General features: G+C 61.6%; 27 protein-coding genes. 13 read left to right on the top strand and 14 right to left on the bottom strand.

The window, feature by feature from the left end; translation table 11 throughout:
• Positions 1-125: 125 nt before the first annotated feature.
• On the top strand, positions 126-590 hold the full coding sequence (ptsN, locus tag AC1D17_RS14415) for a PTS IIA-like nitrogen regulatory protein PtsN (protein ID WP_264220803.1): 465 nt from the start codon (positions 126-128) through the stop codon (positions 588-590).
• Between the two features lie 10 nt (positions 591-600).
• Here ptsN and AC1D17_RS14410 read toward each other — a convergent pair whose 3' ends face one another.
• Positions 601-1,407, bottom strand: coding sequence for a helix-turn-helix transcriptional regulator (locus AC1D17_RS14410; RefSeq protein WP_477566078.1), 807 nt, complete (start codon positions 1,405-1,407; stop codon positions 601-603).
• Positions 1,408-1,506: 99 nt separating this feature from the next.
• Between AC1D17_RS14410 and AC1D17_RS14405 the strand changes: the two genes are divergently transcribed.
• Genes AC1D17_RS14405 through AC1D17_RS14395 form a run of 3 tightly spaced genes read left to right on the top strand, consistent with a single transcriptional unit; the run spans position 1,507 to position 3,864 of the window.
• A complete protein-coding gene (locus tag AC1D17_RS14405; RefSeq protein ID WP_477566077.1) occupies positions 1,507-2,274 on the top strand; it encodes an SDR family NAD(P)-dependent oxidoreductase in 768 nt (255 codons plus the stop codon).
• Between the two features lie 23 nt (positions 2,275-2,297).
• Positions 2,298-3,533 (top strand): D-arabinono-1,4-lactone oxidase, encoded by a 1,236-nt coding sequence (locus AC1D17_RS14400; RefSeq protein ID WP_477566076.1) that lies wholly within the window; start codon positions 2,298-2,300, stop codon positions 3,531-3,533.
• A 10-nt stretch (positions 3,534-3,543) separates the two neighbouring features.
• On the top strand, positions 3,544-3,864 hold the full coding sequence (locus AC1D17_RS14395) for a low molecular weight protein tyrosine phosphatase family protein (protein WP_477566075.1): 321 nt from the start codon (positions 3,544-3,546) through the stop codon (positions 3,862-3,864).
• 68 nt (positions 3,865-3,932) lie between these two features.
• Here AC1D17_RS14395 and grpE read toward each other — a convergent pair whose 3' ends face one another.
• Entirely contained in the window at positions 3,933-4,547 is a 615-nt protein-coding gene (grpE, locus tag AC1D17_RS14390) for a nucleotide exchange factor GrpE (protein WP_477566074.1), read from the bottom strand.
• Positions 4,548-4,662: 115 nt separating this feature from the next.
• Positions 4,663-5,742: a heat-inducible transcriptional repressor HrcA gene (gene hrcA, locus AC1D17_RS14385; RefSeq protein ID WP_477566073.1), complete on the bottom strand. Its 1,080-nt coding sequence runs from the start codon at positions 5,740-5,742 to the stop codon at positions 4,663-4,665.
• Positions 5,743-6,046: 304 nt separating this feature from the next.
• On the opposite strand from hrcA, the gene rph reads away from it, so the two are divergent.
• The 4 genes from rph (at position 6,047) to hemW (ending at position 9,133) form a co-directional block, all read left to right on the top strand.
• On the top strand, positions 6,047-6,766 hold the full coding sequence (gene rph, locus AC1D17_RS14380) for a ribonuclease PH (protein ID WP_477566082.1): 720 nt from the start codon (positions 6,047-6,049) through the stop codon (positions 6,764-6,766).
• 2 nt (positions 6,767-6,768) lie between these two features.
• Positions 6,769-7,185, top strand: a complete 417-nt coding sequence (locus tag AC1D17_RS14375; RefSeq protein ID WP_477566072.1) for a VOC family protein — start codon at positions 6,769-6,771, stop codon at positions 7,183-7,185.
• A gap of 38 nt (positions 7,186-7,223) precedes the next feature.
• Positions 7,224-7,868: an RdgB/HAM1 family non-canonical purine NTP pyrophosphatase gene (rdgB, locus tag AC1D17_RS14370; RefSeq protein ID WP_477566071.1), complete on the top strand. Its 645-nt coding sequence runs from the start codon at positions 7,224-7,226 to the stop codon at positions 7,866-7,868.
• 89 nt (positions 7,869-7,957) lie between these two features.
• Positions 7,958-9,133, top strand: a complete 1,176-nt coding sequence (gene hemW, locus AC1D17_RS14365) for a radical SAM family heme chaperone HemW (RefSeq protein WP_264220812.1) — start codon at positions 7,958-7,960, stop codon at positions 9,131-9,133.
• A gap of 129 nt (positions 9,134-9,262) precedes the next feature.
• Here the strand turns inward: hemW and htpG are convergent, their stop codons facing one another.
• The 4 genes from htpG to fabA all read right to left on the bottom strand — a co-directional run bounded on the left by htpG (position 9,263) and on the right by fabA (position 13,848).
• A complete protein-coding gene (htpG, locus tag AC1D17_RS14360; protein ID WP_477566070.1) occupies positions 9,263-11,149 on the bottom strand; it encodes a molecular chaperone HtpG in 1,887 nt (628 codons plus the stop codon).
• 101 nt (positions 11,150-11,250) lie between these two features.
• Positions 11,251-12,057: an enoyl-ACP reductase FabI gene (fabI, locus tag AC1D17_RS14355; RefSeq protein ID WP_477566069.1), complete on the bottom strand. Its 807-nt coding sequence runs from the start codon at positions 12,055-12,057 to the stop codon at positions 11,251-11,253.
• Positions 12,058-12,061: 4 nt separating this feature from the next.
• Positions 12,062-13,285 carry a beta-ketoacyl-ACP synthase I gene (fabB, locus tag AC1D17_RS14350; RefSeq protein WP_477566068.1) on the bottom strand — a complete coding sequence of 408 codons (1,224 nt, stop codon included), beginning with the start codon at positions 13,283-13,285 and terminating at the stop codon, positions 12,062-12,064.
• 47 nt (positions 13,286-13,332) lie between these two features.
• On the bottom strand, positions 13,333-13,848 hold the full coding sequence (gene fabA / locus AC1D17_RS14345) for a 3-hydroxyacyl-[acyl-carrier-protein] dehydratase FabA (RefSeq protein ID WP_477566067.1): 516 nt from the start codon (positions 13,846-13,848) through the stop codon (positions 13,333-13,335).
• A gap of 320 nt (positions 13,849-14,168) precedes the next feature.
• Here fabA and irrA point away from each other — a divergent pair, with 320 nt between their 5' ends.
• The gene (gene irrA / locus AC1D17_RS14340; RefSeq protein ID WP_477566066.1) at positions 14,169-14,588 is read left to right on the top strand and encodes an iron response transcriptional regulator IrrA; all 420 of its coding nucleotides are present in this window, start codon (positions 14,169-14,171) and stop codon (positions 14,586-14,588) included.
• A 10-nt stretch (positions 14,589-14,598) separates the two neighbouring features.
• Here irrA and AC1D17_RS14335 read toward each other — a convergent pair whose 3' ends face one another.
• From AC1D17_RS14335 to AC1D17_RS14325, 3 genes are all read right to left on the bottom strand, one after another.
• Complete coding sequence (locus AC1D17_RS14335) at positions 14,599-15,234, bottom strand: trimeric intracellular cation channel family protein (protein WP_477566065.1); 636 nt, start codon at positions 15,232-15,234, stop codon at positions 14,599-14,601.
• A gap of 95 nt (positions 15,235-15,329) precedes the next feature.
• The gene (locus AC1D17_RS14330; protein ID WP_477566064.1) at positions 15,330-16,118 is read right to left on the bottom strand and encodes a YdcF family protein; all 789 of its coding nucleotides are present in this window, start codon (positions 16,116-16,118) and stop codon (positions 15,330-15,332) included.
• Between the two features lie 142 nt (positions 16,119-16,260).
• Positions 16,261-17,445, bottom strand: a complete 1,185-nt coding sequence (locus AC1D17_RS14325; protein ID WP_477566063.1) for a TMEM43 family protein — start codon at positions 17,443-17,445, stop codon at positions 16,261-16,263.
• Between the two features lie 255 nt (positions 17,446-17,700).
• Between AC1D17_RS14325 and AC1D17_RS14320 the strand changes: the two genes are divergently transcribed.
• On the top strand, positions 17,701-18,870 hold the full coding sequence (locus tag AC1D17_RS14320; RefSeq protein ID WP_477566062.1) for a fumarylacetoacetate hydrolase family protein: 1,170 nt from the start codon (positions 17,701-17,703) through the stop codon (positions 18,868-18,870).
• 21 nt (positions 18,871-18,891) lie between these two features.
• Here AC1D17_RS14320 and AC1D17_RS14315 read toward each other — a convergent pair whose 3' ends face one another.
• From AC1D17_RS14315 to AC1D17_RS14300, 4 genes are all read right to left on the bottom strand, one after another.
• A complete protein-coding gene (locus AC1D17_RS14315) occupies positions 18,892-19,668 on the bottom strand; it encodes a metallophosphoesterase (RefSeq protein ID WP_477566061.1) in 777 nt (258 codons plus the stop codon).
• A complete protein-coding gene (locus AC1D17_RS14310) occupies positions 19,649-20,680 on the bottom strand; it encodes an NAD-dependent epimerase (RefSeq protein ID WP_477566060.1) in 1,032 nt (343 codons plus the stop codon). The genes AC1D17_RS14315 and AC1D17_RS14310 overlap by 20 nt, the downstream gene beginning before the upstream one ends.
• Before the next feature lie 43 nt (positions 20,681-20,723).
• A complete protein-coding gene (locus tag AC1D17_RS14305) occupies positions 20,724-22,031 on the bottom strand; it encodes a UDP-glucose dehydrogenase family protein (protein ID WP_477566059.1) in 1,308 nt (435 codons plus the stop codon).
• Positions 22,032-22,184: 153 nt separating this feature from the next.
• Complete coding sequence (locus tag AC1D17_RS14300) at positions 22,185-22,613, bottom strand: OsmC family protein (RefSeq protein ID WP_477566058.1); 429 nt, start codon at positions 22,611-22,613, stop codon at positions 22,185-22,187.
• 270 nt (positions 22,614-22,883) lie between these two features.
• Between AC1D17_RS14300 and AC1D17_RS14295 the strand changes: the two genes are divergently transcribed.
• The 3 genes from AC1D17_RS14295 (at position 22,884) to AC1D17_RS14285 (ending at position 25,811) form a co-directional block, all read left to right on the top strand.
• Entirely contained in the window at positions 22,884-23,717 is an 834-nt protein-coding gene (locus AC1D17_RS14295; RefSeq protein ID WP_477566057.1) for a MetQ/NlpA family lipoprotein, read from the top strand.
• A 380-nt stretch (positions 23,718-24,097) separates the two neighbouring features.
• On the top strand, positions 24,098-25,177 hold the full coding sequence (locus AC1D17_RS14290; RefSeq protein WP_477566056.1) for a methionine ABC transporter ATP-binding protein: 1,080 nt from the start codon (positions 24,098-24,100) through the stop codon (positions 25,175-25,177).
• A complete protein-coding gene (locus AC1D17_RS14285; RefSeq protein ID WP_477566055.1) occupies positions 25,158-25,811 on the top strand; it encodes a methionine ABC transporter permease in 654 nt (217 codons plus the stop codon). Before AC1D17_RS14290 ends, AC1D17_RS14285 begins: the two co-directional genes overlap by 20 nt.
• The last annotated feature ends 3 nt before the right edge of the window (positions 25,812-25,814 follow it).

Genomic DNA, 25,814 nt, shown 5'->3' with positions numbered 1-25,814 from the left:
GGTGGTTTACGCATGGAAGACCGTTGACGGTCCGCCGGTAAAGCGCCGAGAGAAGGATGGATGGGGCCGCCGTCCGGCATTTTGCCGGGTGTATGCGGCTCCTACATGCGAACGAGGACAAAAGAATGGCATTGGCAGGCTTGCTGCAGCAGAATGCGATACTTCCGGCCATGAAGGCCAATTCTAAGAAGCAGTTGCTTCAGGAATTGGCGGCAAAAGCATCCAAGATCACTGATCTACCCGAACGGGAAATATTCGACGTCATTCTTCAGCGAGAGCGCTTGGGATCCACCGGTGTCGGCAACGGCATCGCTATCCCGCATGGCAAGCTTGGCCATCTGTCGTCGATCGTCGGTATTTTTGCGCGACTGGAATCGCCGGTCGATTTCGAAGCGCTCGACGACCAGCCGGTTGACCTTGTCTTCCTGCTGCTCGCCCCCGAAGGCGCTGGCGCAGATCACCTGAAGGCACTGTCGCGGATTGCGCGCGTTTTGCGGGATCCGGACATGGTTGCCCGGCTGCGGGCAACGGATTCGGCATCGGCGATCTATACCCTCCTCAGCGACGACCAGGCCTCCAACGCGGCCTGATCCAATCGCCTCAATACAGTTTTTGCTGATTGAGGTGATCGATAAAAATGCCGAACAGCTCCGCTTGGCTGGAAATGGCCAGGCGCTTGTAGATGTTCTTGCGGTGGATGCGCACCGTGCCTTCCGAAATGCCGATGCTTTCCCCGATCGACGCATTGCTGTGTCCACGCAGGATAAGCCGCACGATGTTGCGCTGCTGCAGCGTCAGCCGGTCGGCGCATAGCCTGCCGAAAGCCTCCTCCATCAGATCATCCTGGCCAGCCTGCGGAAATACGCGGCTCGCCTCGCGTTTCCAGCTTGAGCGGATTGCCGCCTGTACGATCGGCTCATAGGCGCGCAGATCTTCCAATTCGGCATCGCTGAATCCGGAATGACCTTTGACGCGCATCAGCGAATAGGTGGCCGTGATGCCGCCCTCCAGCGGCACGAGAAAGCCGATCTCCTCGACCAGTGACCCAGATTCCGTCGATACACACGGGTGTACCTCGCGCGAGGTGCTGAACTGGGTGTCGAAGAAATCATCCGGTGCGAGATCGCGCATCCGCCACAGCCCGGCCGGATGACGATTGTTGCAGGCAACATAGAAGGGGTCGAGCAGATAGGCGCCGCCGAGATAGGCGGCCCAGGCCCGTGGCGCCACATGCCGGGTGTAGCCGTCATGCAGCAAAAGCGGCCGCGCGTCATAGGGAAAGACGAAGACGCCGGACAGATCGAAGACCGCCGCCCGGCGCAGCAGCGCGTCGAGCGCCTCGCCGAAACCCGGCGTCGAGAGACCATCTATCAGCGCGGCGATCTGGCGGGATAAGTCTGGCAGCAAAGGCGGGACCTTTATTCTTCGGCGATCTATCCCTTATGGGATATCGACAGCCCCGGTTGCGTCAACAATAATCCTTGGAAAATCACGAGGAGAACGGCGATGGCAGGCAGACTTTCTGGAAAGACCGCGTTGATCAGTGGAGGTGCCGGGGGATGCGGCCTTGYCGCTTCCCAGCTCTTTGCCCGCGAAGGCGCCCGCGTCGGCATCGTCGACCTGCCGCGCAGCAAGGGCGAAGAGGTTGCGGCCGCGATCCGCGCCGAGGGGGGACAGGCTGTTTTCGCACCCGCCGACGTGTCCGTTTCCGCCGAGGTCAAATCGGCGGTGAAAGCCGTCGAGGATGCATTCGGCGCAATTACGGTTCTCTTCAATCACGCCGGCATTCTGGCCGTTGGGCCGTTTCTCGAAACGGAGGAGGACGAGTGGGACCGGCTGATGGCCGTCAATGTGCGCTCGATGTTCCTGATGACCAAGGCCGTGCTGCCGGGCATGCTGGCCGCCGGTGGCGGCAGCATCGTCTCGACCTCCTCGATCTCGGCCGTGGCGGCGACGCCGATGGAGGTGCTCTACGACACGACCAAGGGCGCCTGCCACATGTTCGCCCGGGCGATTGCCGTGGAATTCCGCGATCGCGGTATCCGCTCCAACGCCGTCTGTCCCGGCTTCATCGCCACTGACCACGGCAAGCGCGAACTGGTGGGCCTTGCCAAATACGGTGTCGATGTGTCCGACGCAGCGATCGCCGCCCAGCAAGGCCGCATGTGCGATCCGATGGAAGTGGCACAGGCCGCCCTCTTCCTCGCCAGCGACGAATCCAGCTTCGTCAACGGCACGCATCTTTTCGTCGATAATTGTTTTACGGCGATGTGAAGAACAAACGGGAGAACGGGAACATGATGGAAACAGGCGGGCACTGGCGCAACTGGGTGGGAAATCAATCGTGCATCGTGAGGCACAGGGGTGCACCCGACAGCGAGGCCGCTCTGGCGGATATGGTACGTGAGGCAACATCGAATGGGCTGAACGTGCGCTGCGCGGGGTCAGGCCACTCATTCACGCCGGTGGCGCTGACCAGCGGACTGCACCTGACGCTCTCCGGCCTGCAGGGCGTCACCCACATCGACACGGCGCGCAAGCGTGTCTCCGTCCATGCCGGCACGACGATCAACACGCTGGGTAAGGCCCTGAAGCGCAGCGGGCTTTCGATGATCAACCAGGGCGATATCGACAGCCAGGCGCTGGCGGGCGCGCTGACCACAGGCACGCACGGCACCGGCCTTAAACTCGGCAACATGGCTTCGCAGATCGTCGGCATGCGGCTGGTGCAGCCGGACGGCAGCATTCTTGCCATCGACGACAGCGAGCCCGACATGCTGAACGCCGCCCGCGTATCCATCGGCATGCTCGGCGTCATCTCGGAAATCACGCTGCAGGTGATGGACAGCTACAATCTGCATGAGAAGCTGTGGCGCTGCACCTTCGACGAATGCATGGAGCAACACGACGATCTCGCCGCCAACCACCGGCATTTCGGCTTTTTCTGGTGCCCCGTGCCGGAAAGCCGCCATTGCTACTGCCTGCCCGATACATCCTCCGTCTCGACCACCACAAGCCTCTCCGATGTCTGCGAGATGAAGACCATCGACATCACCGATCGGCCGCCGATGGAAAATGCGTTCGAGAAGATCGCCTATTCCTCGGAAATCTATCCGATCGAATATGTGCCGAACTTCCACGAGCTGGAATATGCGGTGCCGGTCAAATACGGCAAGCAGGCCTGCACCGAAGTGCGCAAGCTGATGCTGGAGAAACACCCGACCTGCATCTACCCGATCGAATACCGCTTCACCGCCGGCGACGGCGGCTGGATCAGCCCGTTCTTCGAACAGGATTCGATCACGCTGTCGGTCTCGGGCCAACCGGGCACGGACTACTGGAACTACCTGAAGGATGTCGACGATATCCTGCGCCAGTTCGGCTCACGCCCGCATTGGGGCAAGCTGCATTTCATGGGTAGCGAGGACGTGACGGCGCTTTATCCACGCGCCGGAGATTTCCGGGCACTTCGGAACAAGCTCGATCCGGAAGGGCGTTTTTTGAACGACCATCTGAAGCAGTTGTTCGGGTGACGAAAACCTCGTGAAAAACGTCCTGTTCATCTGCAGCCAGAACAAGTTGCGCAGCCCGACTGCCGAGCAAGTGTTCGCAAATTGGCCCGGCATCAAGGTTTCTTCCGCCGGAACGAACAACGACGCGGAAAATCCGCTAACACCCGAGCAAATCGAATGGGCCGACATCGTCTTCGTTATGGAGAAATCACATCGCAACAAGGTCCAGACAAAGTATAGAGCCCATCTGAACCGAAAACGGCTTATCTGCCTTCATATTCCGGATGAATATGAGTTTATGGACCCACATCTTATCGAGCTGTTGAAAGCAAAAGTGCCGAGTCATTTATGAGGCGATAAGCACGGTGTCAGAACGGTCTAGAATTTAGCCATCCTGACACCGTTTCTCATGAAATTGAATCAAGCGGCCGGTGGTTCTTCCGCAGCGACGATTTTCGGGCCGCCCTTGGCGACGCCGACCATGGCGGGGCGCAGCACGCGTTCGCCGATGGTGTAGCCGGCCTGAACGACCTGGACGACGGTGTTGTTGGGGACTTCCGCATTCGGAATTTCGAACATCGCCTGATGGAAGTTCGGGTCGAACTTCTGGCCGACCGGCTCCAGCTTCTGCACGCCATGACGTTCCAGCGCCGACAGCATGGCGCGTTCGGTCATCTCGACGCCTTCGATCAATGCGTTGAAGCCGGCATCGCCTGCTTCGCGGGCTTCGGCCGGAATGGCATCGAGCGCGCGGCGCAGGTTGTCGGAGACGGCGAGCATATCGCGGGCAAAGCCGGCGACGGAATAGGATTTTGCATCCTTGACGTCGCGCGCGGTGCGGCGGCGCAGGTTATCCATTTCAGCGGCAAGGCGCAGATAGCGGTCGCGCATGTCAGCGGCTTCGGCCTTGGCAAGCTCCAACGGATCCGGCTCGGAAACGGCTGAGTCGACCTGTTCAGCGGCGGCTTCGGCATAAGCGGCCGCTGCTTCGTCCGCGTTCGCTTCAGCACCGTGTTTGTTCATATCGTCGGTCATGACGGTCTCCGGAATGTCAACATGTCTAGGATTTGGTGTCGATATCGAGCTTTGAAGCCGAAAAATCAAGGGTGCAATCGAACGCTGCCGGAAAAACCGGCTTTCTTCCGGCCGGTTATCGCGACAAACGCGACATCAATTGCGCCGTATAGTCCACCATTGGCACGATGCGCGAGTAATTCAGCCTGGTCGGGCCGATCACCCCGACGGCTCCGACGATCTTGTCGTCGCCATCCTTGTAGGGCGCAACGATCAGCGACGAACCGGACAGCGAGAACAGCTTGTTCTCCGAGCCGATGAAGATTCGCACCCCCGGCCCGCTTTCGGCCAGATTGAGGATTTCGATCAGGCTGTCCTTTTTTTCCAGGTCATCGAACAGCATGCGAAGGCGATCGACATCCTCGGCACCGGCCAGCCCCTCGAGAAGATTGGCACGGCCGCGCACGATCAGCTGCGTCGGCTTGTCATCCGCCTCGCTGCCCGACCAGATGGCGAGGCCGCGCTCGACCAGGTCCTGGCTCAGCGTGTCGAGTTCGCGCCGCACGGTTTCCTTGACCTTCTCTAGCTGACCGCGCACTTCGGGCAGCGTCTGCCCGGCGAGATGCGCATTCAGGAAATTGGCCGCTTCCGTCAACTGTGAGCTGGTAACGCCGGCCGGAAGCTCGATGATGCGGTTTTCCACCTGGTCATGCTCGCCGACGAGGACCGCGAGCGCCTTGGTCGGCGCCAGCCGGACGAATTCTACATGCCGCAGCACCGGATCGTTCTTGGCGGTAATCACCAGCCCTGCGCCACGCGACATGCCCGACAGCATCTGGCTCGCCTCGGTCAGCAGCGTTTCAACAGGCTGGTCGCGGTCGGCGCGGCGCACATGCCGGTCGATCGAAGCGCGATCCTCGGCGGAGAGGTCGCCCACCTGCATGAAGGCATCGACGAAGAAACGCAGGCCATTCTGCGTCGGCAGGCGCCCGGCGCTGATATGCGGGGAGTAGATCAGGCCAAGGTCTTCGAGATCGCTCATGACGTTGCGCACGGAGGCCGGTGACAGCGACATCGGCAAGATGCGCGACAGGCTGCGGGAGCCGAGCGGTTCGCCGCTTTCCAGATAGCTTTCCACAATGCGACGGAAGATTTCGCCCGACCGCTCGTCGAGCGCCATCAGCCTTTCCTGCATTGCAGATCTATCCAGCACCATTCGAACGCGAAACCCATATTGTCGAAGTCAATTGAAATATAGTGATCCCGGTTCGGATAGCAAAAGGGAAATTGGCCGGAAAGCCCGCCGCATAGCGGCTTTTCACTCTTTTAGCGCAAATGATTTCCCTTCCGGCAGAATGGCTGGCTGAAACCGGCCGTCCGCAGCGTCGGCCGGCTTGCACGATGGTTCGGCATCGCTCTGCGCCGGCCTTCTTTGGGCCCGGCCGGTTTGAGCCAACAGAATTGCTTCCGTTTGAAGATGAAAGGCTCTAGAAGGCTGACAAACATCACAGGAGTTCATGATGCGGCCCTCCGGCAGAAAAACCGACCAGATGCGCAAGGTTTCCTTCGAGCGCAACGTTTCCAAGCACGCAGAAGGATCCTGCCTCGTCAAGTTCGGCGACACGCATGTGCTGGTGACGGCAAGCCTGGAAGAAAAGACGCCGCCATGGCTGCGCAACAGCGGCAAGGGCTGGGTCACCGCCGAATACGGCATGCTGCCGCGCGCCACCGGCGAGCGCATGAAGCGCGAGGCAGCCTCCGGCAAGCAGAGCGGCCGCACCCAGGAAATCCAGCGGCTGATCGGCCGTTCGTTGCGCGCTGTGGTCGACCTGCAGGCGCTGGGCGAGCGTCAGATCTCGATCGACTGCGACGTTATCCAGGCTGATGGCGGTACCCGTACCGCCTCTATCACCGGCGCCTGGATTGCACTACGCGATTGCCTCGCCTGGATGGAAGCCCGCAACATGATCAAGGTGGAAAAGGTCCTCAAGGACCATATCGCTGCGATCTCCTGCGGTATCTTCGCCAACCAGGCGGTGATCGATCTCGACTATCTGGAAGACTCCGCCGCTGAAACCGATGCCAATTTCGTCATCACCGGCTCGGGCGGCATCGTGGAAATCCAGGGTACGGCAGAAGGCAAGCCCTTTTCCGAAGAGGAATTCGGCACGCTGCTCAGCCTTGCCAAGAATGGCATTGCCGACCTGGTGGGCATGCAGAAGCAGGCTATCGGGGGCTGAGAATGGCGGCACCGTTCGAAGGCATTCTGGAGACGGCGCTCTATGTTGACGATCTCGACCGGGCGGAGGCGTTTTACGGCTCCGTTCTCGGCCTTGGAAAAATCAGCCGCGGCGGCAACCGGCATGTCTTCTTCCGTTGCGGCCCTGGCGTCCTTCTGCTGTTCAATCCGGCGGAAACGGTGAAACCGCCGCCGGCGGATGGATTGCACGTTCCACCGCATGGAACGCACGGTCCGGGGCATATGTGCTTCCGGGTCGCAGCCGGCGATCTCGATGCCTGGAAAGAAAAGCTGTCGGGAGCCGGGATTGCGATCGAATCCGAAGTGCTTTGGCCATCGGGTGCCCGCTCCTTCTACTTCCGCGATCCGGCCGGAAACAGCCTGGAATGCGCCGAGGCCAGCCTCTGGGCTATCGACTGACACGAATGGGCGGGACCCCGCCGGATGAGAAAGACGTCATGCGCAAGCTTGAAGACAAGACCCTGATCGTTGCCAGCCACAATGCCGGCAAGATCCGCGAAATCCGCGACCTGATCGGCCCGATGGGCTTTGAGGCCAAATCCGCTGCCGACCTCAATTTCGTCGAACCGGACGAGACCGGCATGACATTCGAGGAGAATGCCACGATCAAGGCGCTGGCCTCGGCGAAAGCCTCCGGCCTTCCGGCGCTTTCGGACGATTCCGGGCTCGTCGTCGATGCGCTGAACGGCGATCCGGGCGTCTACACCGCCAATTGGGCGGAGACCGCCGACGGCACGCGTGATTTCGCCATGGCGATGGAAAAGGTCGAGACCGCCATTCAGGAGGCCGGAGCCACGGCCTTCGACCGGCGCACCGGCCGTTTCGTCTCGGTGCTTTGCCTGGCGTGGCCCGACGGCCATATCGAGCTGTTCCGTGGCGAAGTCGAAGGCCACATCGTCTGGCCGCCGCGCGGCGCGCAAGGATTTGGTTACGACCCGGTCTTTCAACCGCTCGGCTACGACACCACATTCGGCGAAATGAGTGCTGAGGAAAAGCACGGCTGGAAGCCGGGTGACGACGAGGCGCTTTCGCATCGGGCGCGGGCGTTCAAGCTTTTTGCAGAGACGTGCCTGAGTGCGTAAAGTGACGGCGTGGCAGGTTTCCACGCCAGCAAGCAAGTATCGCCCAACCCAACGCGCCGCGCCCTGGCGCCTGAAAGACCCAAAACAGAATGGCCACTTTTTCTTCCATCGGCGACAGCAAGGAACCCGGTTTCGGGGTCTATGTGCATTGGCCCTTCTGTGCTGCCAAATGTCCCTATTGCGATTTCAACAGCCATGTCAGGCATCAGCCGGTCGACCAGCCGCGTTTCGTCAGCGCCTTTCTGACTGAAATGGCCGCGATGCGGCATATGTCGGGCCCGCGCACCGTTACCAGCATCTTCATGGGCGGCGGCACACCGTCGCTGATGAACCCGGCGACCGTCGAGGCCGTTCTCGACGGCATCGCCAATCTCTGGCACGTGCCCGACGGCATCGAGATCACCATGGAGGCCAACCCCTCCAGCGTCGAGGCGACCCGGTTCCGCGGCTATCGCGCCGCCGGCGTCAACCGGGTTTCGCTCGGCGTTCAGGCGCTGAACGACCGGGACCTCAAATTCCTCGGCCGGCTGCACAATGTCGAGGATGCGCTGAAGGCGATCGGGCTGGCGCGCGACATCTTTCCGCGCATGTCCTTCGACCTCATCTACGCCCGCCCGAACCAGACCGTCGAGGCCTGGGAACAGGAACTGAAACAGGCCGTCTCCTATGCCGTCGATCACCTGTCGCTCTACCAGCTGACGATCGAGGAAGGCACGCCCTTCTACGGCCTTCACAAGGCAGGCAAGCTGATCGTGCCCGACGGCGAGCATTCCGCGGTGCTTTACGAGGCGACGCAGGAGATCACCGAAGGTTTCGGGATGCCGGCCTATGAGGTTTCAAACCACGCCGCGCCGGGCGCCGAGAGCCGCCACAACCTCACTTACTGGCGCTATGGCGACTATGCCGGTATCGGCCCGGGCGCCCATGGCCGCCTGACGCGCGGCCGCGACAAGATCGCGACCGCAACCGAGCGCAAGCCGGAGGACTGGCTGCAGCTGGTCGAGGAACATGGCCACGGCATGGTCGACCAGGAAGTGCTCGGGTTTGGCGAACAGGCCGACGAGCTGTTGCTGATGGGCCTGCGGCTCAAGGAAGGCATCGACCTCGTGCGCTGGCAGGACCTGTCCGGTCGAGAGCCGGACCCGGACCGCGAACAGTTCCTAATCGAACACGGTTTTATCGAGCGGCTGGGCAATTCCCGTCTGCGCTGCACGCCGGCCGGCATGCTGATCCTCGATGCGGTGGTTGCCGACCTCGCCTGCTAGAGCGCTTCATCTTTAGACGGAAGCGCTCTAAGAGCAGAGGACCCGCCAGGACGCGTCTCTCTGTTGCCGCCGCCTTCGATCCGCAAGCGATAGCCGTGCCGTGAGGGGACACCCGGTACCCGGCGAAACTCAGCCCTTCAGGGCACGCTCGAAAAGGCGCGACAGGCGCTCGGCAAAGGCGCGCGGGTCCTGCGGCTTGTCACCGTCGAGGACGCGGGCCTGGTCGAGCAGAAGCTGGACGGCATCCCTGCGGAATTCATCACTGCCGCCTGAAGCAAGCGCTGCGATCAGGCCGTGGCCTGGATTGATCTCGAGGACAGGCTTGGCGATCATATCCAGCCGGCCCGAACTCTGAAGCAGTTTTTCCAGCTGGCGGTCGTAACCCTGTTCCGGCGCCACAAGGCAGACAGCGCTTTCCGTCAGGCGGTCGGATGCGCGCACGTCAGACACCGCATCGCCGAGCGCGGTCTTGGCAAAGGCGATGAAATCGATGACGGCCTCAGACGTTGCCGGCGCTGCTGGTGTTTCGCCATCAGCCTTCGGCACCTGGGCGAGATCGGCCGCCCCTTGCGTAATCGACTTGAGCGGCTTTCCTTCGAAGTCGGGCGCGGCCGTGACCCAGAAGCTGTCGACGGAATCGGTGAGCAGCAGGACCTCAATCCCGCGGGCGCGAAAACCTTCCAGCTGCGGCGACGCCCTCAGCCGGTCGAGATTGTCGCCCGCCAGGTAATAGATCGCCGCCTGCGCGTCCTTCATGTCCTTGACGTAGTCGGCAAGCGACCGTGTCGCTTCGTCTGACGCCGTGGTGCGGAAACGCGACAGCGCGATCAGCTGCGCGCGGCGCTCGAAGTCGTCGTAGATGCCCTCTTTCAGCACGGCGCCAAAGGCATCCCAGAGCTTGGCAAAGCCATCGGCGTCGCTGTCGGCCAGCTTCTCGATGGCGGTCAGCACGCGGTTGGTCAGGCCCTTGCGGATGGCGGCAAGGATCGGGCTTTCCTGAATCATCTCGCGCGAGACGTTGAGCGGCAGGTCGGACGTATCGACAAGGCCGCGCACGAAGCGCAGGTAGCGCGGCAGAAGCTCGGCATCGTCGGTGATGAAGACGCGCTTGACGTAGAGCTTCATGCGGCCCTTGGCCGAAGGATCGAACATGTCGATCGGCTTGGATTCCGGCACAAAGGCAAGCCCGGTATATTCATGCCGGCCTTCGGCGCGGAAATGCACGGTCAATGCCGGTTCGTCGTACTGGCCGGAGACGCCGCGATAGAAATCGGCGTATTCTTCCTTGGTGATCTCGGTGCGGGATTTCGTCCAGAGCGCGGTGCCGTCGCCGATGTGCTCGACGTCAGCGCCGGGCTTCTCGATCAGGTCGATCGGCACCGGGACATGGCCGGACTGGTCCTTGACGATCTTCTGGACGTTCCATTTCGAGGTATAGCTCTTGGCATCGTCCATGAGGTGCAGCGTGATGCGGGTGCCGCGTGCCGGGGCGTCGGTCAGATCGGCCTCGGACACGGTATAGCTGCCCTTGCCGTCGGACGACCAGTGCCAGGCGTGGGCGCTGCCCGCATGGCGTGAGAGGACATCGACCTTGTCGGCGACCATGAAGGCGGAATAGAAGCCGACGCCGAACTGGCCGATCAGCTGGGCGCCTTCGCCCGCCTTTGCCGCCTCGACGCGCTCCATAAAGGCGCGTGTGCCGGAACGGGCGATGGTCCCGAGCGCCTCGACCATGTCGTCACGGCTCATGCCGATGCCGTTGTCTTCCACAATCAGCGTATTGCTGTCGGCGTCGAGTGTCAGCGTGATGCGCGGCGTGGGATCGTCCAGGAGCAGTTCCGGCGCGCTGATCGCCTCGTAGCGCAGTTTTTCGCAGGCATCGGCGGCGTTGGAGATCAGCTCCCGCAGGAACACGTCCTTGTCGGAGTAGACCGAGTGCACCATGAGATGCAGCAGGCGCGCGACATCGGCTTCGAAGACGTGATTTTCGACGGGTTTTTCAGCGGCATTGCTCATGCGTGTCTTGCCTCAACGTGGTTCTGGACGGTTTGCGCGCTCTGAACTGGCAAGTGCAGATGCAAAATTCAAGAGGCACGGAAAGGGTGGCGGCCCGGATATTACTCCGTGTCCGCCGTCCGCAATGTATCAAGAGCCGGCATGGAGGTGATGTTGTAGCCGGAGTCCACGTAGTGGATTTCGCCGGTGACGCCGCGCGACAGGCCGGAGAGCAGATAGAGCGCCGAGCTACCGACATCCTCGATCGTCACCGTGCGGCGCATCGGCGAGTTCTTCTGCTGCCAGGAGAGCATGGCGCGCGCATCGGAAATACCGGCACCGGCGAGCGTGCGGATCGGGCCGGCCGAAATCGCGTTGACGCGAATGCCGCGCGCGCCGTAGTCGGCGGCGAGATAGCGCACGGAAGCCTCAAGAGCTGCCTTGGCAACGCCCATGACGTTGTAGTTGGGCATGACGCGCGTGGAGCCGCCATAGGTCAGCGTCAGCATCGTGCCGCCGTCGGTCATCAGTTCGGCAGCGCGCTTGGCGATCTCGGTAAAGGAGAAGCAGGAGATCACCATGGTGCGGCTGAAGTTGTCGCGCGTCGTATCGGCGTAGAGACCCTTCAGCTCGTTCTTGTCGGAAAAGCCGATGGCGTGCACGATGAAGTCGAGCTTGCCCCATTTTTCCTTGATCGTCGCAATGGCGCTATCGACGGAGGCGATGTCTTCCACGTCGCAGGGAATGACCAGGTCGGAATTCAGCTCGGCGGCCAGCGGCTTGACGCGCTTGCCGAGTGCTTCGCCCTGATAGGTAAAAGCAAGCTCGGCGCCTTCGGCGGCAACCGCCTGTGCGATGCCCCAGGCGATGGAGTGGCTGTTGGCGACCCCCATGATAAGGCCGCGCTTTCCGTTCATGATACCGGTCATCGATTTATCCGTTGTGGCGCTGGAAAACGAGCGTGGCGTTGGTTCCGCCGAAACCGAAGGAGTTCGACAGAACGGTATCGAGCTTGGCATTGTCGATGCGCTTGCGCACGATCGGCACGCCGTCGAATTCCGGGTCGAGTTCGGTGATATGGGCGCTCTCGCCGATGAAACCGGCCTGCATCATCAATAGCCCGTAGATCGATTCCTGGACGCCTGCAGCACCGAGCGAATGGCCGGTGAGCGACTTGGTCGACTGGATATGCGGGATCTTGTTGCCAAAAACTTCGCGGATCGCGCCGATTTCCTTCGAGTCGCCAACCGGCGTCGAGGTGCCGTGCGTGTTGATGTAATCGACTTCGCCCTTCACCGTCGCCAGCGCCTGGCGCATGCAGCGAATGGCGCCTTCGCCCGATGGGGCAACCATGTCGTAGCCGTCGGAGGTGGCGCCGTAACCGGTGATTTCGGCGTAAATCTTGGCACCGCGGGCCTTGGCGTGTTCCAGCTCTTCCAGAACCAGAACGCCGGCACCACCGGCGATGACGAAACCGTCGCGCGAAACGTCATAGGCGCGCGACGCGGTTGAGGGTGTGTCGTTGTATTTCGAGGACATGGCGCCCATGGCGTCGAACAGGTTCGACATGGTCCAGTCGAGGTCTTCGTGACCGCCGGCGAACATCACGTCCTGCTTGCCCCACTGGATCATTTCCATGGCATTGCCGATGCAGTGCGCCGAGGTCGAGCAGGCCGACGAGATCGAATAGTTGACGCCGTGAATCTTGAACCAGGTGGCCAGCGTTGCCGATGCCGTGGACGACATCGCCTTCGGCACGGCGAACGGTCCGATGCGCTTGGGGCTGTTGTTCTTCAGCGTGATTTCAGCCGCGTCGATCAGCGTGCGGGTGGACGGACCGCCCGAACYCATGATGATGCCGGTGCGCTCATTGCCGCCGATATCCTTGTCTTCAAGGCCGGAATCGGCGATCGCCTGCTTCATCGCAACGTGGTTCCACGCACCGCCCTGCGACAGGAACCGTGCGGCGCGGCGATCGACGAGCTCGGTCGTATCGAGGTTGGGCGCGCCCCAGACCTGGCATTTGAAGCCGTGTTCGGCAAAATCGTTCGAAAACGAAATGCCGGACTTTGCTTCACGCAGCGACGTGGTGACTTCCTGCGCATCGTTTCCGATCGAGGAAACGATGCCCAGACCCGTAACAACAACCCGTCTCATGTCGATGACCTCTTCTTATTTGCCTCTGAGGCGGCTTTCGCCGCGGTTCAGGCCGTTTTTTCCTTGGACAGACCGACACGAAGGTCGGTCGCCTGATAGATGGTTTCGCCATCGGCCTTCAGCCAGCCGTCGGCCGTGCCCAACACAAGGCGGCCACGCATGACGCGCTTGAAGTCGATGCCATATTCGAGAAGCTTGGTTTCCGGTCGGATCATGCCCTTGAATTTCACTTCGCCGGTGGAAAGCGCCATGCCGCGGCCGGGTTCGCCAAGCCAGCCGAGGAAAAAGCCCGTGAGCTGCCACATGCCGTCAAGGCCAAGGCAGCCCGGCATGATCGGATTGCCCTGGAAATGGCAGGGGAAGTACCAGTCATCCGGACGGACGTCATATTCGGCACGGATGTACCCCTTGTCGAATGCGCCGCCGGTTTCGGAAATGTCGGTGATGCGGTGAACCATCAGCATCGGCGGCAAGGGAAGCTGGGCATTGCCCGGGCCAAACAGTTCGCCGCGACCGCAGGTCAGGATCTCTTCATAATTGAAGCTGGATTGTCTGGTCGTCATGAACTGTGGTTTCCCCGCTGCGTCCGTTTTTCGTTGACTTGGTTTAGAGCAAGATCGTCGCGATTTGAAGCTCCGGCATGACCGGACATCGTCGTTTCGCATGTTCCTCTCCGGCCAAGCACAAGGCCTATTTCCGCCGTCGCATACATGATGGGCGCTGCAACAGCCAGAGATAATTGGCTTTTGCCCCAAGAATCAGGCGGTTTTTAACGTCCTGATGCCTTGAGGGAGCCCGCTTACTATTGAAAGCATTCTCAGCAAAAGTTATATCGGCTCTGGAAGTGTGTTCTGCAATAGCTTGAAAATCTGGATCCGTCCGTATGACGACTGCCATCGAGATTTGTTCGGAAGAACGCCTGCGCCGCTCCGGCCTCAGGCCGACGCGCCAGCGCATGGCGCTTGCCGACTTGATCTTCGCCAAGGGCGACCGTCATCTGACGGTGGAGGAACTGCACGAGGAAGCGGTTACCGCCGGCGTTCCGGTGTCGCTGGCCACTGTCTACAACACGCTGCATCAATTCACCGAAGCCGGCATCATCCGCGTTCTGGCTGTCGAAAGCGCCAAGACCTATTTCGACACCAATGTCTCCGACCATCACCATTTTTTCGTCGAAGGCCATAACGAGGTGCTCGATATTCCGGTGAACAGCCTGACGATCGGCAATCTGCCGGAGCCGCCCGAAGGCATGGAAATCGCCCATGTCGATGTGGTGATCCGCCTGCGCCGCAAACGCGGTTAATACCCTTCCTCTACATTATATCATCAGGATGACGTCCGGGCCTTGCGTCGCCGGTCGGCAGTGTCCACCCATATTTCAGCGCTCCGCCGCGCACCGCAAGGGCGGTTGCGACGCCGAGGCTCGATGCGATCAACACAGATGCGCCAAGCCAGGTCGCCGCCGTGAACACGGCCGAGCCGGCAAGTGCGGCGGTAACATAGATTTCCGGGCGCAAGAGGACCGATGGTTCGCCTGCAAGCAGGTCGCGCAGGATGCCGCCGAATGTTGCCGTCAGCATGCCGGTGACAAGGGCAACGATGGGTGATTCCGTTGCAGCCAGCCCCTTGGCAGCTCCCATGACACTATAGGCCGAGAGCCCGATGGCATCGAGCCAGACCAGGAATTTGTAACGGGATTCCATCAGGTGAGCCGAAAAGAACACTAAAAGGCCCATGCAGCCGCAGACCAGAAGATAGATCGGATTGGTGACCCAGAAGACCGGCGTCGCGCCGAGAATGACGTCGCGCAAGGTGCCGCCGCCGATGCCGGTGACGGAAGCCAGGAAAATATAGCCGATGACATCCAGTTGTTTGCGCGAGGCGGCCAGGGCGCCGGTCGCCGCGAAAACTGCCACCCCGGCATAATCGAGAATTTCCAGGATCGGCATTATTCCCCCCGGCCAGAAAATCGAGCCCTAAAAAATCGAGAAGGACCACAATGGCGCTGCTACGTCAACGGCAGGTGTTAAAGCGGCACCGTTCGCTATTGCGGAAAGAGAACATGTGTGCGGCCGCCGATAAAATAGGCGATCAGGCCGGTCCATTCACGCATCGCGGTTGTCGTCAGCTGTGCGTTCAAGGCGGGCTGGCTGAAATCCAGGCCGAGGGTCAACTCGCCGCTGGTGCGGTAGTCCACCGGCCATGGCGTCACGGCGATGCCGAGCTTGCGGAACAGCCCGACGGATCGCGGCATGTGGAAGGCCGACGTAATGAGGGCGCAGTTCGACAGTCCGTTCGCCTCAAGCAATTGTTTTGTATTGGCCGCGTTTTCGAAGGTGGTGCGCGACCGGTCTTCGCGGATCAGCCGTTCGGGAGCGACGCCAAAGGCCGAGAAGAAGGTTTCTGATGTCCGCGCGTCGCCATCATATCGTCCGCTGAACGAGCCGTCGCCGCCCGAGACCAGGATGCGCGCCGCCGGATGCGCCTGGGCGAGCTTCAGGCCTTCGACAAACCTGTCCGCTGCCTGGTTGAACTCCATGCCGCCCCGCTTGGCAATCACCTCGTTCTCGAAGGATCCGCCAAGAATGATGATGCAGGAAAGCCCGGCAGGCAGGGTGGCGGGCCTCGGGATACGGTTTTCCAGGCCCTGGAGCACGACGGCACCGGTGCTGGTAAACAGGGTCAGGAAAAGCAGGGCGGCCGCAAGTCCGGACAGGAACCGGTACAGCCGGCGGAAGCCGGCGGCGGCAAGGAAGAAGCTCAGCACCAGGAGAAGGAAGACCAGCGATAGAGGCTGGGCAAGCAGCCAGAACAGTTTTGATGCGAGAAACATGAGGCCTGCTACCGTCTCTTCCAAGGCGTGCGATTGGGAAGGCAAGGGTAGCAGCCAAAGCCGGTATTGGCCAATGCCGCCAAATGGAGACAGAGAAAGGCCCACGGCAGTTCACCCGCCACGGGCCTTTTAGGGCGGATTGTCAGGCCCTGCCGAGCGTCGGTGGCGCTTGAACGGCGGCCGTCTTGTTGCGCCTGAAATAGATCAGTCCGGCGGCAAGCAGGATGCCGGCGGCGATGATGGCGATGGCAAGAACCGGCCGGTAGGCGATCCAGGCGATGGCGATGACCAGAGGTCCAAGAAGAAGCGTCAGGATGACGGCGATGACCGAGGTGCCGAAACCGACGATCGAGCCGACGAACGGAATGACGTCGGCAATGATGCCAAGAATGGACAGGAACATGGCAAAGCCGATAAACATGCCGAGCATCCCACCCCCGCGCACGAGCCAGGTGATCAGCGTGTTCTCGCTCTGGGCGGCATCGAACATCTGCGTTGCATCGACATTGCCGGCGGCGCTCAGGAACAGTTCGCGGCCGTTGGAAGCCTTGTAGCCCGTGACGTTCACGCCCTTCTGCGCGCCGACGAAGCTGGCTTCGGAAATGTCCTCGCGGCTGAAGCTGATGCGCAGGTCGCCGATAGCCGGGTTCTGCCGGTTCTGCGAAACGTAGATCGTCGTCCCATTGGCATTGACCGGCTTGTCGGAACCGATCGCGGCCGTCACCTGGCCGATGACCTCGGGGGAGAGCTTGACCGGGCTTTCGGTGCCGAGATTTGCAACGGTCTTGCCATCGACCGTAAAGGCGCCGAGCGTTGCCGTCGCCACCGTGAAGCGATCACCCGCAATCGGCATATCGGGGTTCTGGTGCTGGTCGCTCTGCTTGAAATCGGAGGAATCGACAGGGCGCGGGCGCCATTCCTTTTTGTAGCTGTAGGTGGTGACGGTTTCCTCGCCGCCACCGAGCGTCTTCTGGGTTTCGCTCTTGCTGTCCTCGATCCACTGGTACATCTCGACCTGGCGGTTGAGGCCGGCGGCGCCCTCTGCCGAGACCCCGAGCACCGGATCCTCGGGCGTCCCGTCCGGCTTGACCGGGCCGGAAACATGGACGAGCTTGCCTTCATTGGCCGGGTCCGCGGCGCCGCTCTCGATCGAAACGACGATGCCGGCCCCTTCCACCAGCGCGCGATAGGTCTGGACGGAACGGCCTTCGTTCCAGGACAATAGCCAGATCATTCCGATCACGAGGATAGGGCCGATCACCAGCCCGGCAAGGCCGCTTTTCAGTCGTGAAAACCACGAGGTTGTTGTTGTTTCCGTAAAGCTCATGCCCCTCGTCCCTCTGCAGGTGCCAAACTGGCCAAAGTTGGTTTGACACGCTTGTTCGCTGAAACAGGTGTTATCAGCAAATCACTAAATTTAAATATAGCGATCGGACCGTGCGGTGAACACTCTTTGGGGTATTCGCAAAGTTTTCGCGGCATTCTTTCCCTGCAAGCAGCGTTGCTTTTCCATTTCGTCCCTTGTCCGCGATGCGGCGGCTTGTATCTTGCGGCCGTGGTATTTCGGTGCGGGAGGCATGGCATGACATCGGTCAAAAAGGTGGTCAACGAGGTGTTTGAAACGGGAACGTTCGTTGGACGGGTCTGGCGGCCTGATGTGGCGGGTCCGGCGCTGGTGATCGTGCGTGGCGGCGATCTGTTCGACATCACGTCGAAAGAGGTGCCGACGATGCGTGACCTGCTGGAACTCGACGACCCCATTGGGTTTCTTTCCAGCCGTGAGGGCGAGCGCCTGTCTACCCTCGAGGCCATCACGGCTGCCTCGGTGGAAGCCGCGGGCGATCCCTCAGGTCTCCATCTGCTCGCTCCGTGCGACCTGCAGGCGGTCAAGGCCTGCGGCGTCACGTTCGCCCGCTCAATGATCGAGCGGGTCATCGAGGAAAAGGCCGCAGGCAACCCTGCTCTGGCTGAAACGATGCGCCATCGCGTTACCGCCATCATCGGTGACAGCCTGCGCGATCTGAAGGCCGGTTCGCCGGAAGCGGCCAAGGTGAAGGCGGCCCTGATCGAGGTGGGCGTCTGGTCGCAATATCTGGAAGTCGGCATCGGCCCGGACGCGGAAGTGTTTTCCAAGGCGCAGGTTTTGGCGTCGGTCGGTTGGGGCGCGTCGGTCGGGCTGCATCCGATATCAAAATGGAACAATCCCGAGCCGGAGATCGTGCTCGCCGTCGATAGCCAGGGCCGGGTCAAGGGAGCGACGCTCGGCAACGACGTCAACCTGCGCGACGTCGAGGGCCGCTCGGCACTGCTGCTCGGCAAGGCCAAGGACAACAATGCCTCGTCTTCCATCGGCCCGTTCATCCGCCTGTTCGACGGCACCTATTCGATCGACGATGTGCGCAGCGCCGACCTTTCGCTGACGATCAGCGGCCCAGACGGATTTGTCCTGAAGGGGGCAAGCACGATGCGGGAAATCAGCCGTGACCCGCTCGATCTGGTTTCCCAGACCATTGGCCGCCATCATCAATATCCGGACGGCTTCATGCTGTTCATGGGCACATTGTTCGCCCCCGTCGAAGACCGCGATGCGCCTGGGCAGAGTTTTACCCACAAGAACGGCGACGTCGTGACGATCTCGAATGCGGAACTGGGATCGTTGACCAACACCGTGCGTCTCTCGACGGAATGCCCGCCCTGGACGTTCGGCGTCTCGGCGCTGATGCGCAATCTGGCAGGGCGCGGCTTGCTCTGATGCGCCCCCCGACGGGCGCGCTCAGCGGCTCTGGATGATCTCCGGCGGGTCGCGGCGGGAAAGCCGCACTGCGGACAAGACGCCGGTCATGTAGATGCCCGTATCGACGTTGATGCGGCCAGCGCCGATCTCCACCCGTGCCACCGGCGTATGCCCATGGACCGTAACAAAGCCGTTGGCAGCGGCGTTCGTGTCGGAAGCCGCCGGGCGCAGCCACAACAGGTCCGCGTCCCTCTGGTCGGCGGGCGCAACGCCCTTTCTCAAACCCGCATGAACAAAGCAGTAGCCCGGCACCTGCAGCATCGACGGCAGCGATTCGAGGAAGGCGACATGGGCGACGGGGATGAGAGATCGCAACAGCTTTTTCTGCGCCTCGCGCCCGGCCGGAAGCCTGTGCATCCCGTAGGAAGACAGTGTCTCCATCCCGCCCAGTTTCAGCCAGTGGTGATCGTCGGAGGGATTGCCCAGAAAATCGAGCATGACTGCCTCATGGTTGCCGGCGAGGCAGACGCGGCGGATGCCAACTAGAGGCCGGGTTGTCAGCCGGGTCAGCACGGCGGACGATTTCGGTCCACGGTCGACGTAATCGCCGAGCATGACCAGCCATTTGGTGCCGTTGCGCCTACGGCTGTCCGCGACGATCAGGTCTTCCAGCCGGCCCAGCGTATCATCATAGCCGTGCACATCGCCGACGGCGTAGATGTGGTCCGGGGCTCTGTCGAAAAAGAGCTTCCGCCTTTGTCCGGGCAATGGCGCTTGAGCGCCGCCGCGCAGGAAATCAAGGATGTCGCGGATCATCGGGCGCCCCCGTCGCCACCATCTCGGCGCGATACCATTCGACGAAACGTCGCACGCCTTCTTCCACCGAAATGGACGGCGTGAAGCCGGTGAGGTTGCTCAAGAGATCCGGCGCGGCGAAGGTTCTTGGAACATCGCCCTGCTGCATCGGCAGCATGGTGCGGATCGCCGGGCGGCCGACGGCGGCTTCGACCGTTTCGACGAAGCGCATCAGTTCGACCGGCTGCCCGCCACCGATGTTGACGACCCGGAACGGCGCGTGATGCGACAGCGTATCGATCTCCTCGACGCGATTGTCCTTCGCCGGCACAACGCCCATCAGCCGGACGATGCCTTCGACGAGATCGTCGATATAGGTGAAGTCGCGGCTCATGCGGCCTTCGCCGTAGATCTCGATCGGCCGGCCGTTGAGGATGCAATCGACGAATTTGAACAGCGCCATGTCCGGGCGGCCCCAGGGACCGTAGACCGTGAAGAAGCGGAAGGCCGTTGTCGGCACGCCGTAGAGATGGGCATAGCTGTGCGCCATCAGTTCGCCGGACTTCTTGGTGGCGGCATAGAGCGTCATCGGCTCGTCGGCCCGGTCGGTCTCGGCAAACGGAATTTTCTCGTTGGCGCCATAGATCGAGGAAGTGGAGGCAAGCAGCAGATGCTTGGGCTGGATCGCCTTGGCCAGTTCCAGAATGTTCCAGGAGCCGATCAGGTTGGAATCGACATAGGCCTTGGGATTCTCAAGGCTGTAACGCACCCCCGCCTGGGCTGCCAGATGGACGATGACGTCGGGTTCGCCGATCTCGGCGGCCTGTTCCAGCGCTGACCTGTCTTCCAACATGCCGATCACGGGGCGGAAGCCGTTGGACCGCGCCAGGATCGCATGGCGCCGTTCCTTCAGGCGGACATCGTAGTAGGGCGTCATGCCATCGAAGCCGGTGACGAAGTGGCCATCGTCAAGCAGCCGCTTGGCCAGATGGAACCCGATGAACCCTGCCGTTCCCGTGATCAGATAGCGCATGCCGGCTCCCTCCTGTCTTTTGTCGTTCTGCGCCTGCCGTTGCCTAGTGAGGGCGGCCGACGCTTGTGTAGCGGAAGCCGTGTTTCGTCACTTCGCCGGACTGATAGATGTTCCTGAGATCGACGAGCAGCGGCGTTTTCATCAGCACCTTCAGGCGCTCGAGATTGAGCGCCCGGAACTCGTTCCATTCGGTAACGATCACCAGGGCGTCTGCGCCTTCCGCCGCCTCGTAGGGATTGCCGGCATAGGCGATGCCGTCGATCACGTGTTTTGCATTCTCCATGCCCTCCGGATCGTAGCCGGTAACGATGGCGCCGGCATCGGTCAGCGCCTGGATGATGGCAATGGCCGGGCTGTCGCGCATGTCGTCGGTGTTCGGCTTGAAGGTGAGGCCAAGCACGGCGACCTTCTTGCCGCGCACGTCGCCGCCGGCGGCGGCAATGACCTTGCGGCCCATCGCCCGCTTGCGGTTGTCGTTGACCGAGACGACGGTCTCGATCAGCCGCACCGGGCTGTCATGATCCTGCGCGGTCTTGACCAGGGCCAGCGTATCCTTCGGAAAGCACGAGCCGCCATAGCCTGGACCGGCATGTAGGAACTTTCCACCGATACGGCCGTCAAGGCCGATGCCGCGGGCGACTTCCTGCACATTGGCGCCGACCTTTTCGCACAGGTCCGCCATCTCGTTGATGAAGGTGATCTTCATGGCAAGGAAGGCGTTGCCGGCATATTTGATCAGCTCGGAGGTGCGCCGCGTGGTGAACAGCAGCGGCGACTGGTTGAGATAGAGCGGCCGGTAGACCTCGGTCATGACAGTGCGGGCGCGTTCGTCGTCAAGGCCGATGACGATGCGGTCGGGCCGCTTGAAATCGTCGATCGCAGCACCCTCGCGCAAAAATTCCGGATTGGAGACGACGGCGATGTCCGCATTCGGATTGGTTTCGCGCATGATCCGCTCGACCTCGTCGCCGGTGCCGACCGGCACGGTCGACTTGGTGACGATCACGGTAAAGCCGGTGACATGGGCGGCGATTTCGCGGGCGGCATCGTAGACATAGGACAGGTCGGCATGGCCATCGCCGCGGCGCGACGGCGTGCCGACGGCGATGAAGATCACGTCGCTCTGCGAGACGCTGGTGGCGAGATCGGTGGTGAAGCTCAGCCGTCCATCCTTGACATTGTCGGCAACCAGCTGTTCGAGCCCGGGCTCGAAGATCGGGATGCGGCCGGCAAGCAATGCCTCGATCTTGCCCGCGTCCTTGTCGATGCAGACAACGTCATGGCCGAAATCGGCAAAACAAACGCCGGAGACAAGTCCGACATAACCGGCACCGATCATCGTGATTTTCATGGCACACTCCAGAATGACATCGCGCAGGCGCATCGCGGCTTCAGATGCGCCTATAGCGGCAATCCATAGTCAAACATGCGCGCCTTGCCAATGGTAGATGGCGCGGCTTTGCCCCTTCTCATCAGGGGAAGCAGAATTCGCGATCGCGGCATCCTACTCCAGAACGGCCAGCGAAAAATCCGCCCCGCCGCGAAGCGTATTGCTGACGGTGCAGATTTCCTCTTCCGCCGCCTTTGCAATCGCATGCCGCGCTTCGGCGTGGATGTCTCCCCGGATCGTCAAGACGGCATTGAACCTCACCACCCGCGACAGGCCTTCGCTGGACTTCTCGCCGGTGACCTCGGCACGGATTTCGCTCAGCCGGTCAAGCAGGCCCATCTGGCCTGCGGCAATCCTGGCGCTCATCGCAAGGCACGCCGATAGCGACGCGTAAAGCAGGTCGATCGGGTTGAAACCGGGTTGCGACGGTCCGGTGACAATCTGGATTTCGCCGCCGGTCGCAGATGTGACCTGGGGAAAACCATGCCGGCCGAGAACCGCACTTGCTCCCGTTGGCCGCAATTTCGTCTTCAATTCCGCCATGCCGTCCGCCTCCTGTCTGTCCACCTCATCCAGACATGGAATTTTTCGCGTGTGGACGCAATGTCGGCTTTCGGCGATAGGGCCGAAACCGGCCGGATAAATTAGTCTACGTTTTTTATAGAAATTTGTGTCCGCAAATCGCCGGGCCCGTGCAAGAGTTTTCCCGAGCATCCGCCGATAAGAGGCGTTCGTGCTTCGCCCGGCCCGGATGATTTTGCGATAACTCTCCCACACCGGGGCTTCGCCTCATTTGACAGGACGGGACAGACAATGACCAAAAAGACTATTCTCCATACCTTCTCGCGCCGTGCAGCGCTCGCCGCCCTCGCCGTTTCCGCCGCTGCGATCGCCGGCTTTGCCGCGCCGTCCGCAAGCCTTGCCGAAGACAAGTCGATCAAGGTCGGCATCATCAGCGGCGAGGACGAGGATGTCTGGCGCGTCGTCACGACGGAAGCCGCCAAGCAGGGCCTGACGATCGAAACCGTTGTTTTCAATGATTATACCCAGCCGAACGAAGCGCTGGAGCGCGGCGAAGTCGATGCCAATGCCTTCCAGCATCAGCCCTATCTCGACAACCAGATCCAGCAGCACGGCTACCACATCGTCAAGGTCGGTTATACCGGCGTCTGGCCGATCGGCCTCTATACCAAGAAGTTCAAGACCGTCGCCGAGCTGCCGGAAGGTGCTGTGATCGGCGTACCGAACGATCCGTCGAACGAAGGCCGGGCGCTGCGCGTCCTGCAGAACGAAGGCATCATCAAGCTCAAGGACGGCACCGGTATCCTGGCGACGATCGCCGATATCGTTGAAAATCCGAAGAAGGTCGAAATCAAGGAACTGGATGCCGGCGTTGTCGGCCGCGCGATCGAAGACCTCGATGCCGCCGTCGTCAACACCGATTGGGCCCTCAAGAGCGGCCTGTCGGCAGCGGACCGTATCGCCCAGGAGCCGATCGACGACAACCCATACCGCAACTTCATCGCTGTCAAGACAGGCACCGAGAACGAAGCATGGGTGAAGACACTGGTCTCCTCCTACCAGAACGACGCCGTCAAGGCCGAGTTCGACAAGGTCTACAAGGGCACCGGCATCAGCGCCTATTGATCCATTTTCGTACCTTTGAGCGAAGGGGTACGCGAAACCGGGCGGCTCTGGCATTTGTTTGCCAGGGCCGCCTTGGGCGTTATACCAAGTCTCGATGATAGAGACCTATAGGACAGGCTCGATCGGATTTTCTGGCTAGGAGAGGTCCGCGGAGCGATGCCCATGCATCGGTCAAGGATCTCGACGCCGCCAGAAAAGCCGAGAAGCCTGCCGAAGGTGGCCCATGGCTGATCTCTGGCGTTGTTGCGGCGCTTGCCCGATGCGGCAGCATCGCGCTGCGCACCGCGCCTAGCCAGAGATCAGCCATGGGCCATCCTATAGGCCTCTATCATCGAGACTTGGTATTCTAGAGGCGCCGAGAACCAAACGAAGGACAAGGCATGAATTCTGTAGTTTCCGCGCCAACGGCCGCGCCGCCGGCTACGGCCGGCGAGGTCGTTCGGCTGACCGGCGTCAAGCGCCGCTTTGGCACGACGCCCGCTCTGGACGGGGTGTCGCTGACGGTGCGCAAGGGCGAAATCCTCGGCATTATCGGCCGCAGCGGTGCCGGCAAGTCGACGCTGATCCGGTGCCTGAACGGACTGGAACAGGCCGATAGCGGTGAAATCCATATCGAAGGCCGCGATATCACCGGGCTGACGGAAAAGGACCTGCAGCCGCTGCGCCGCCGCATCGGCATGATCTTCCAGCATTTCAATCTTCTGTCGGCAAAGACCGTCGAGGAAAATGTGGCGCTGCCGCTGAAGATCGAAGGCTTGGGCAAAGCCGAGCGCCTGAAGCGTGCGGCCGAATTGCTCGATCTCGTCGGGCTCGCCGACAAGGCCAAGGCCTATCCGTCGTCGCTCTCCGGCGGGCAGAAGCAGCGCGTCGGCATCGCCCGCGCTCTTGCCGCCCGTCCGGCGCTGCTGTTGTCTGACGAAGCCACATCGGCGCTCGATCCGGAAACCACCCGCTCGATCCTTGTTCTCCTGAAGGACATCAATCGCAAGCTCGGGCTGACCATTCTGCTCATCACCCACGAGATGGAAGTGGTGCGCAGCGTCGCCGATCGCGTCGCTGTTATCGATGCCGGGCGCATCGTCGAGGAGGGGCAGGTCTGGTCAGTGTTCGCCGATCCGCAAGCGCCGATCACCCAGAGTCTGCTCAGCGGCATCCGCCCGCAACTGCCTGATTATATCGCCGCTCGGCTGTCGCCTGTGTCCGGGGCCGAACAGATCCTCAGCATCGACATGGCCGGGCCGGCCGCACAGGGCGCGCTGTTTGCCGATCTCTCGCAGGCGCTGCCGCAATCCTTCCGGCTTGTCCATGGCGGGATCGATCACATCCAGAACCAGCCGGTAGCGCGGTTCTTCATTGCCGTTCCCGCGCATGACGCTGCGGTGCCGGAAAAGGTCCGGAATTTCCTAAAAGCCCGCGGCGCGCGGGTGGAGGTGCTTGGTTATGACACCGATCATGCTTGAACTGCTTTTCCGCTCGCTGTGGGAAACCATCCTGATGACCGGTGCATCCGGCATCATCTCGCTGGCCGCCGGCCTGCCGCTCGGTCTGGCGCTGGTTGCCACCAGCCGCGGCGGCATTGCCGAAAAGCCCTGGCTGAACGGCGTGCTCGGCGCCATCGTCAACGGCTTCCGCTCCGTGCCCTTCATTATCCTGCTCGTCGCGCTGATCCCGTTGACGCGGCTGATTGTCGGCACGGCGCTCGGCACCTGGGCGGCCATCGTGCCGCTGGCGATTGCCGCGACGCCGTATTATGCCCGCATCGCCGAGGTGTCGCTGCGTGAGGTCGATCGCGGTCTGATCGATGCCGTGCGCGCCATGGGCGGCAATCGCTGGACGATCATCCGCGAAGTGCTGGTGCCTGAAGCATTGCCCGGCATCATTGCCGGTTTCACGGTCACGCTGGTCACCCTGGTCGGCGCTTCGGCCATGGCGGGCGCCATCGGGGCCGGCGGTCTCGGCGATCTCGCCATCCGTTACGGCTACCAACGTTTCGAGACGACGGTGATGATTGCCGTGGTCATCGTGCTGATCATTCTGGTCTGCGGCATCCAGTGGCTTGGCGACCGCCTTGTCGCCAGGCTGGACCACAAATAGCCG

The sequence above is a fragment of the Pararhizobium sp. P1_E7 genome, from assembly GCF_056405855.1.
The sequence above is the reverse complement of the archived record's forward strand: the minus strand, read 5'-3'. Positions and strand labels throughout refer to the sequence as shown.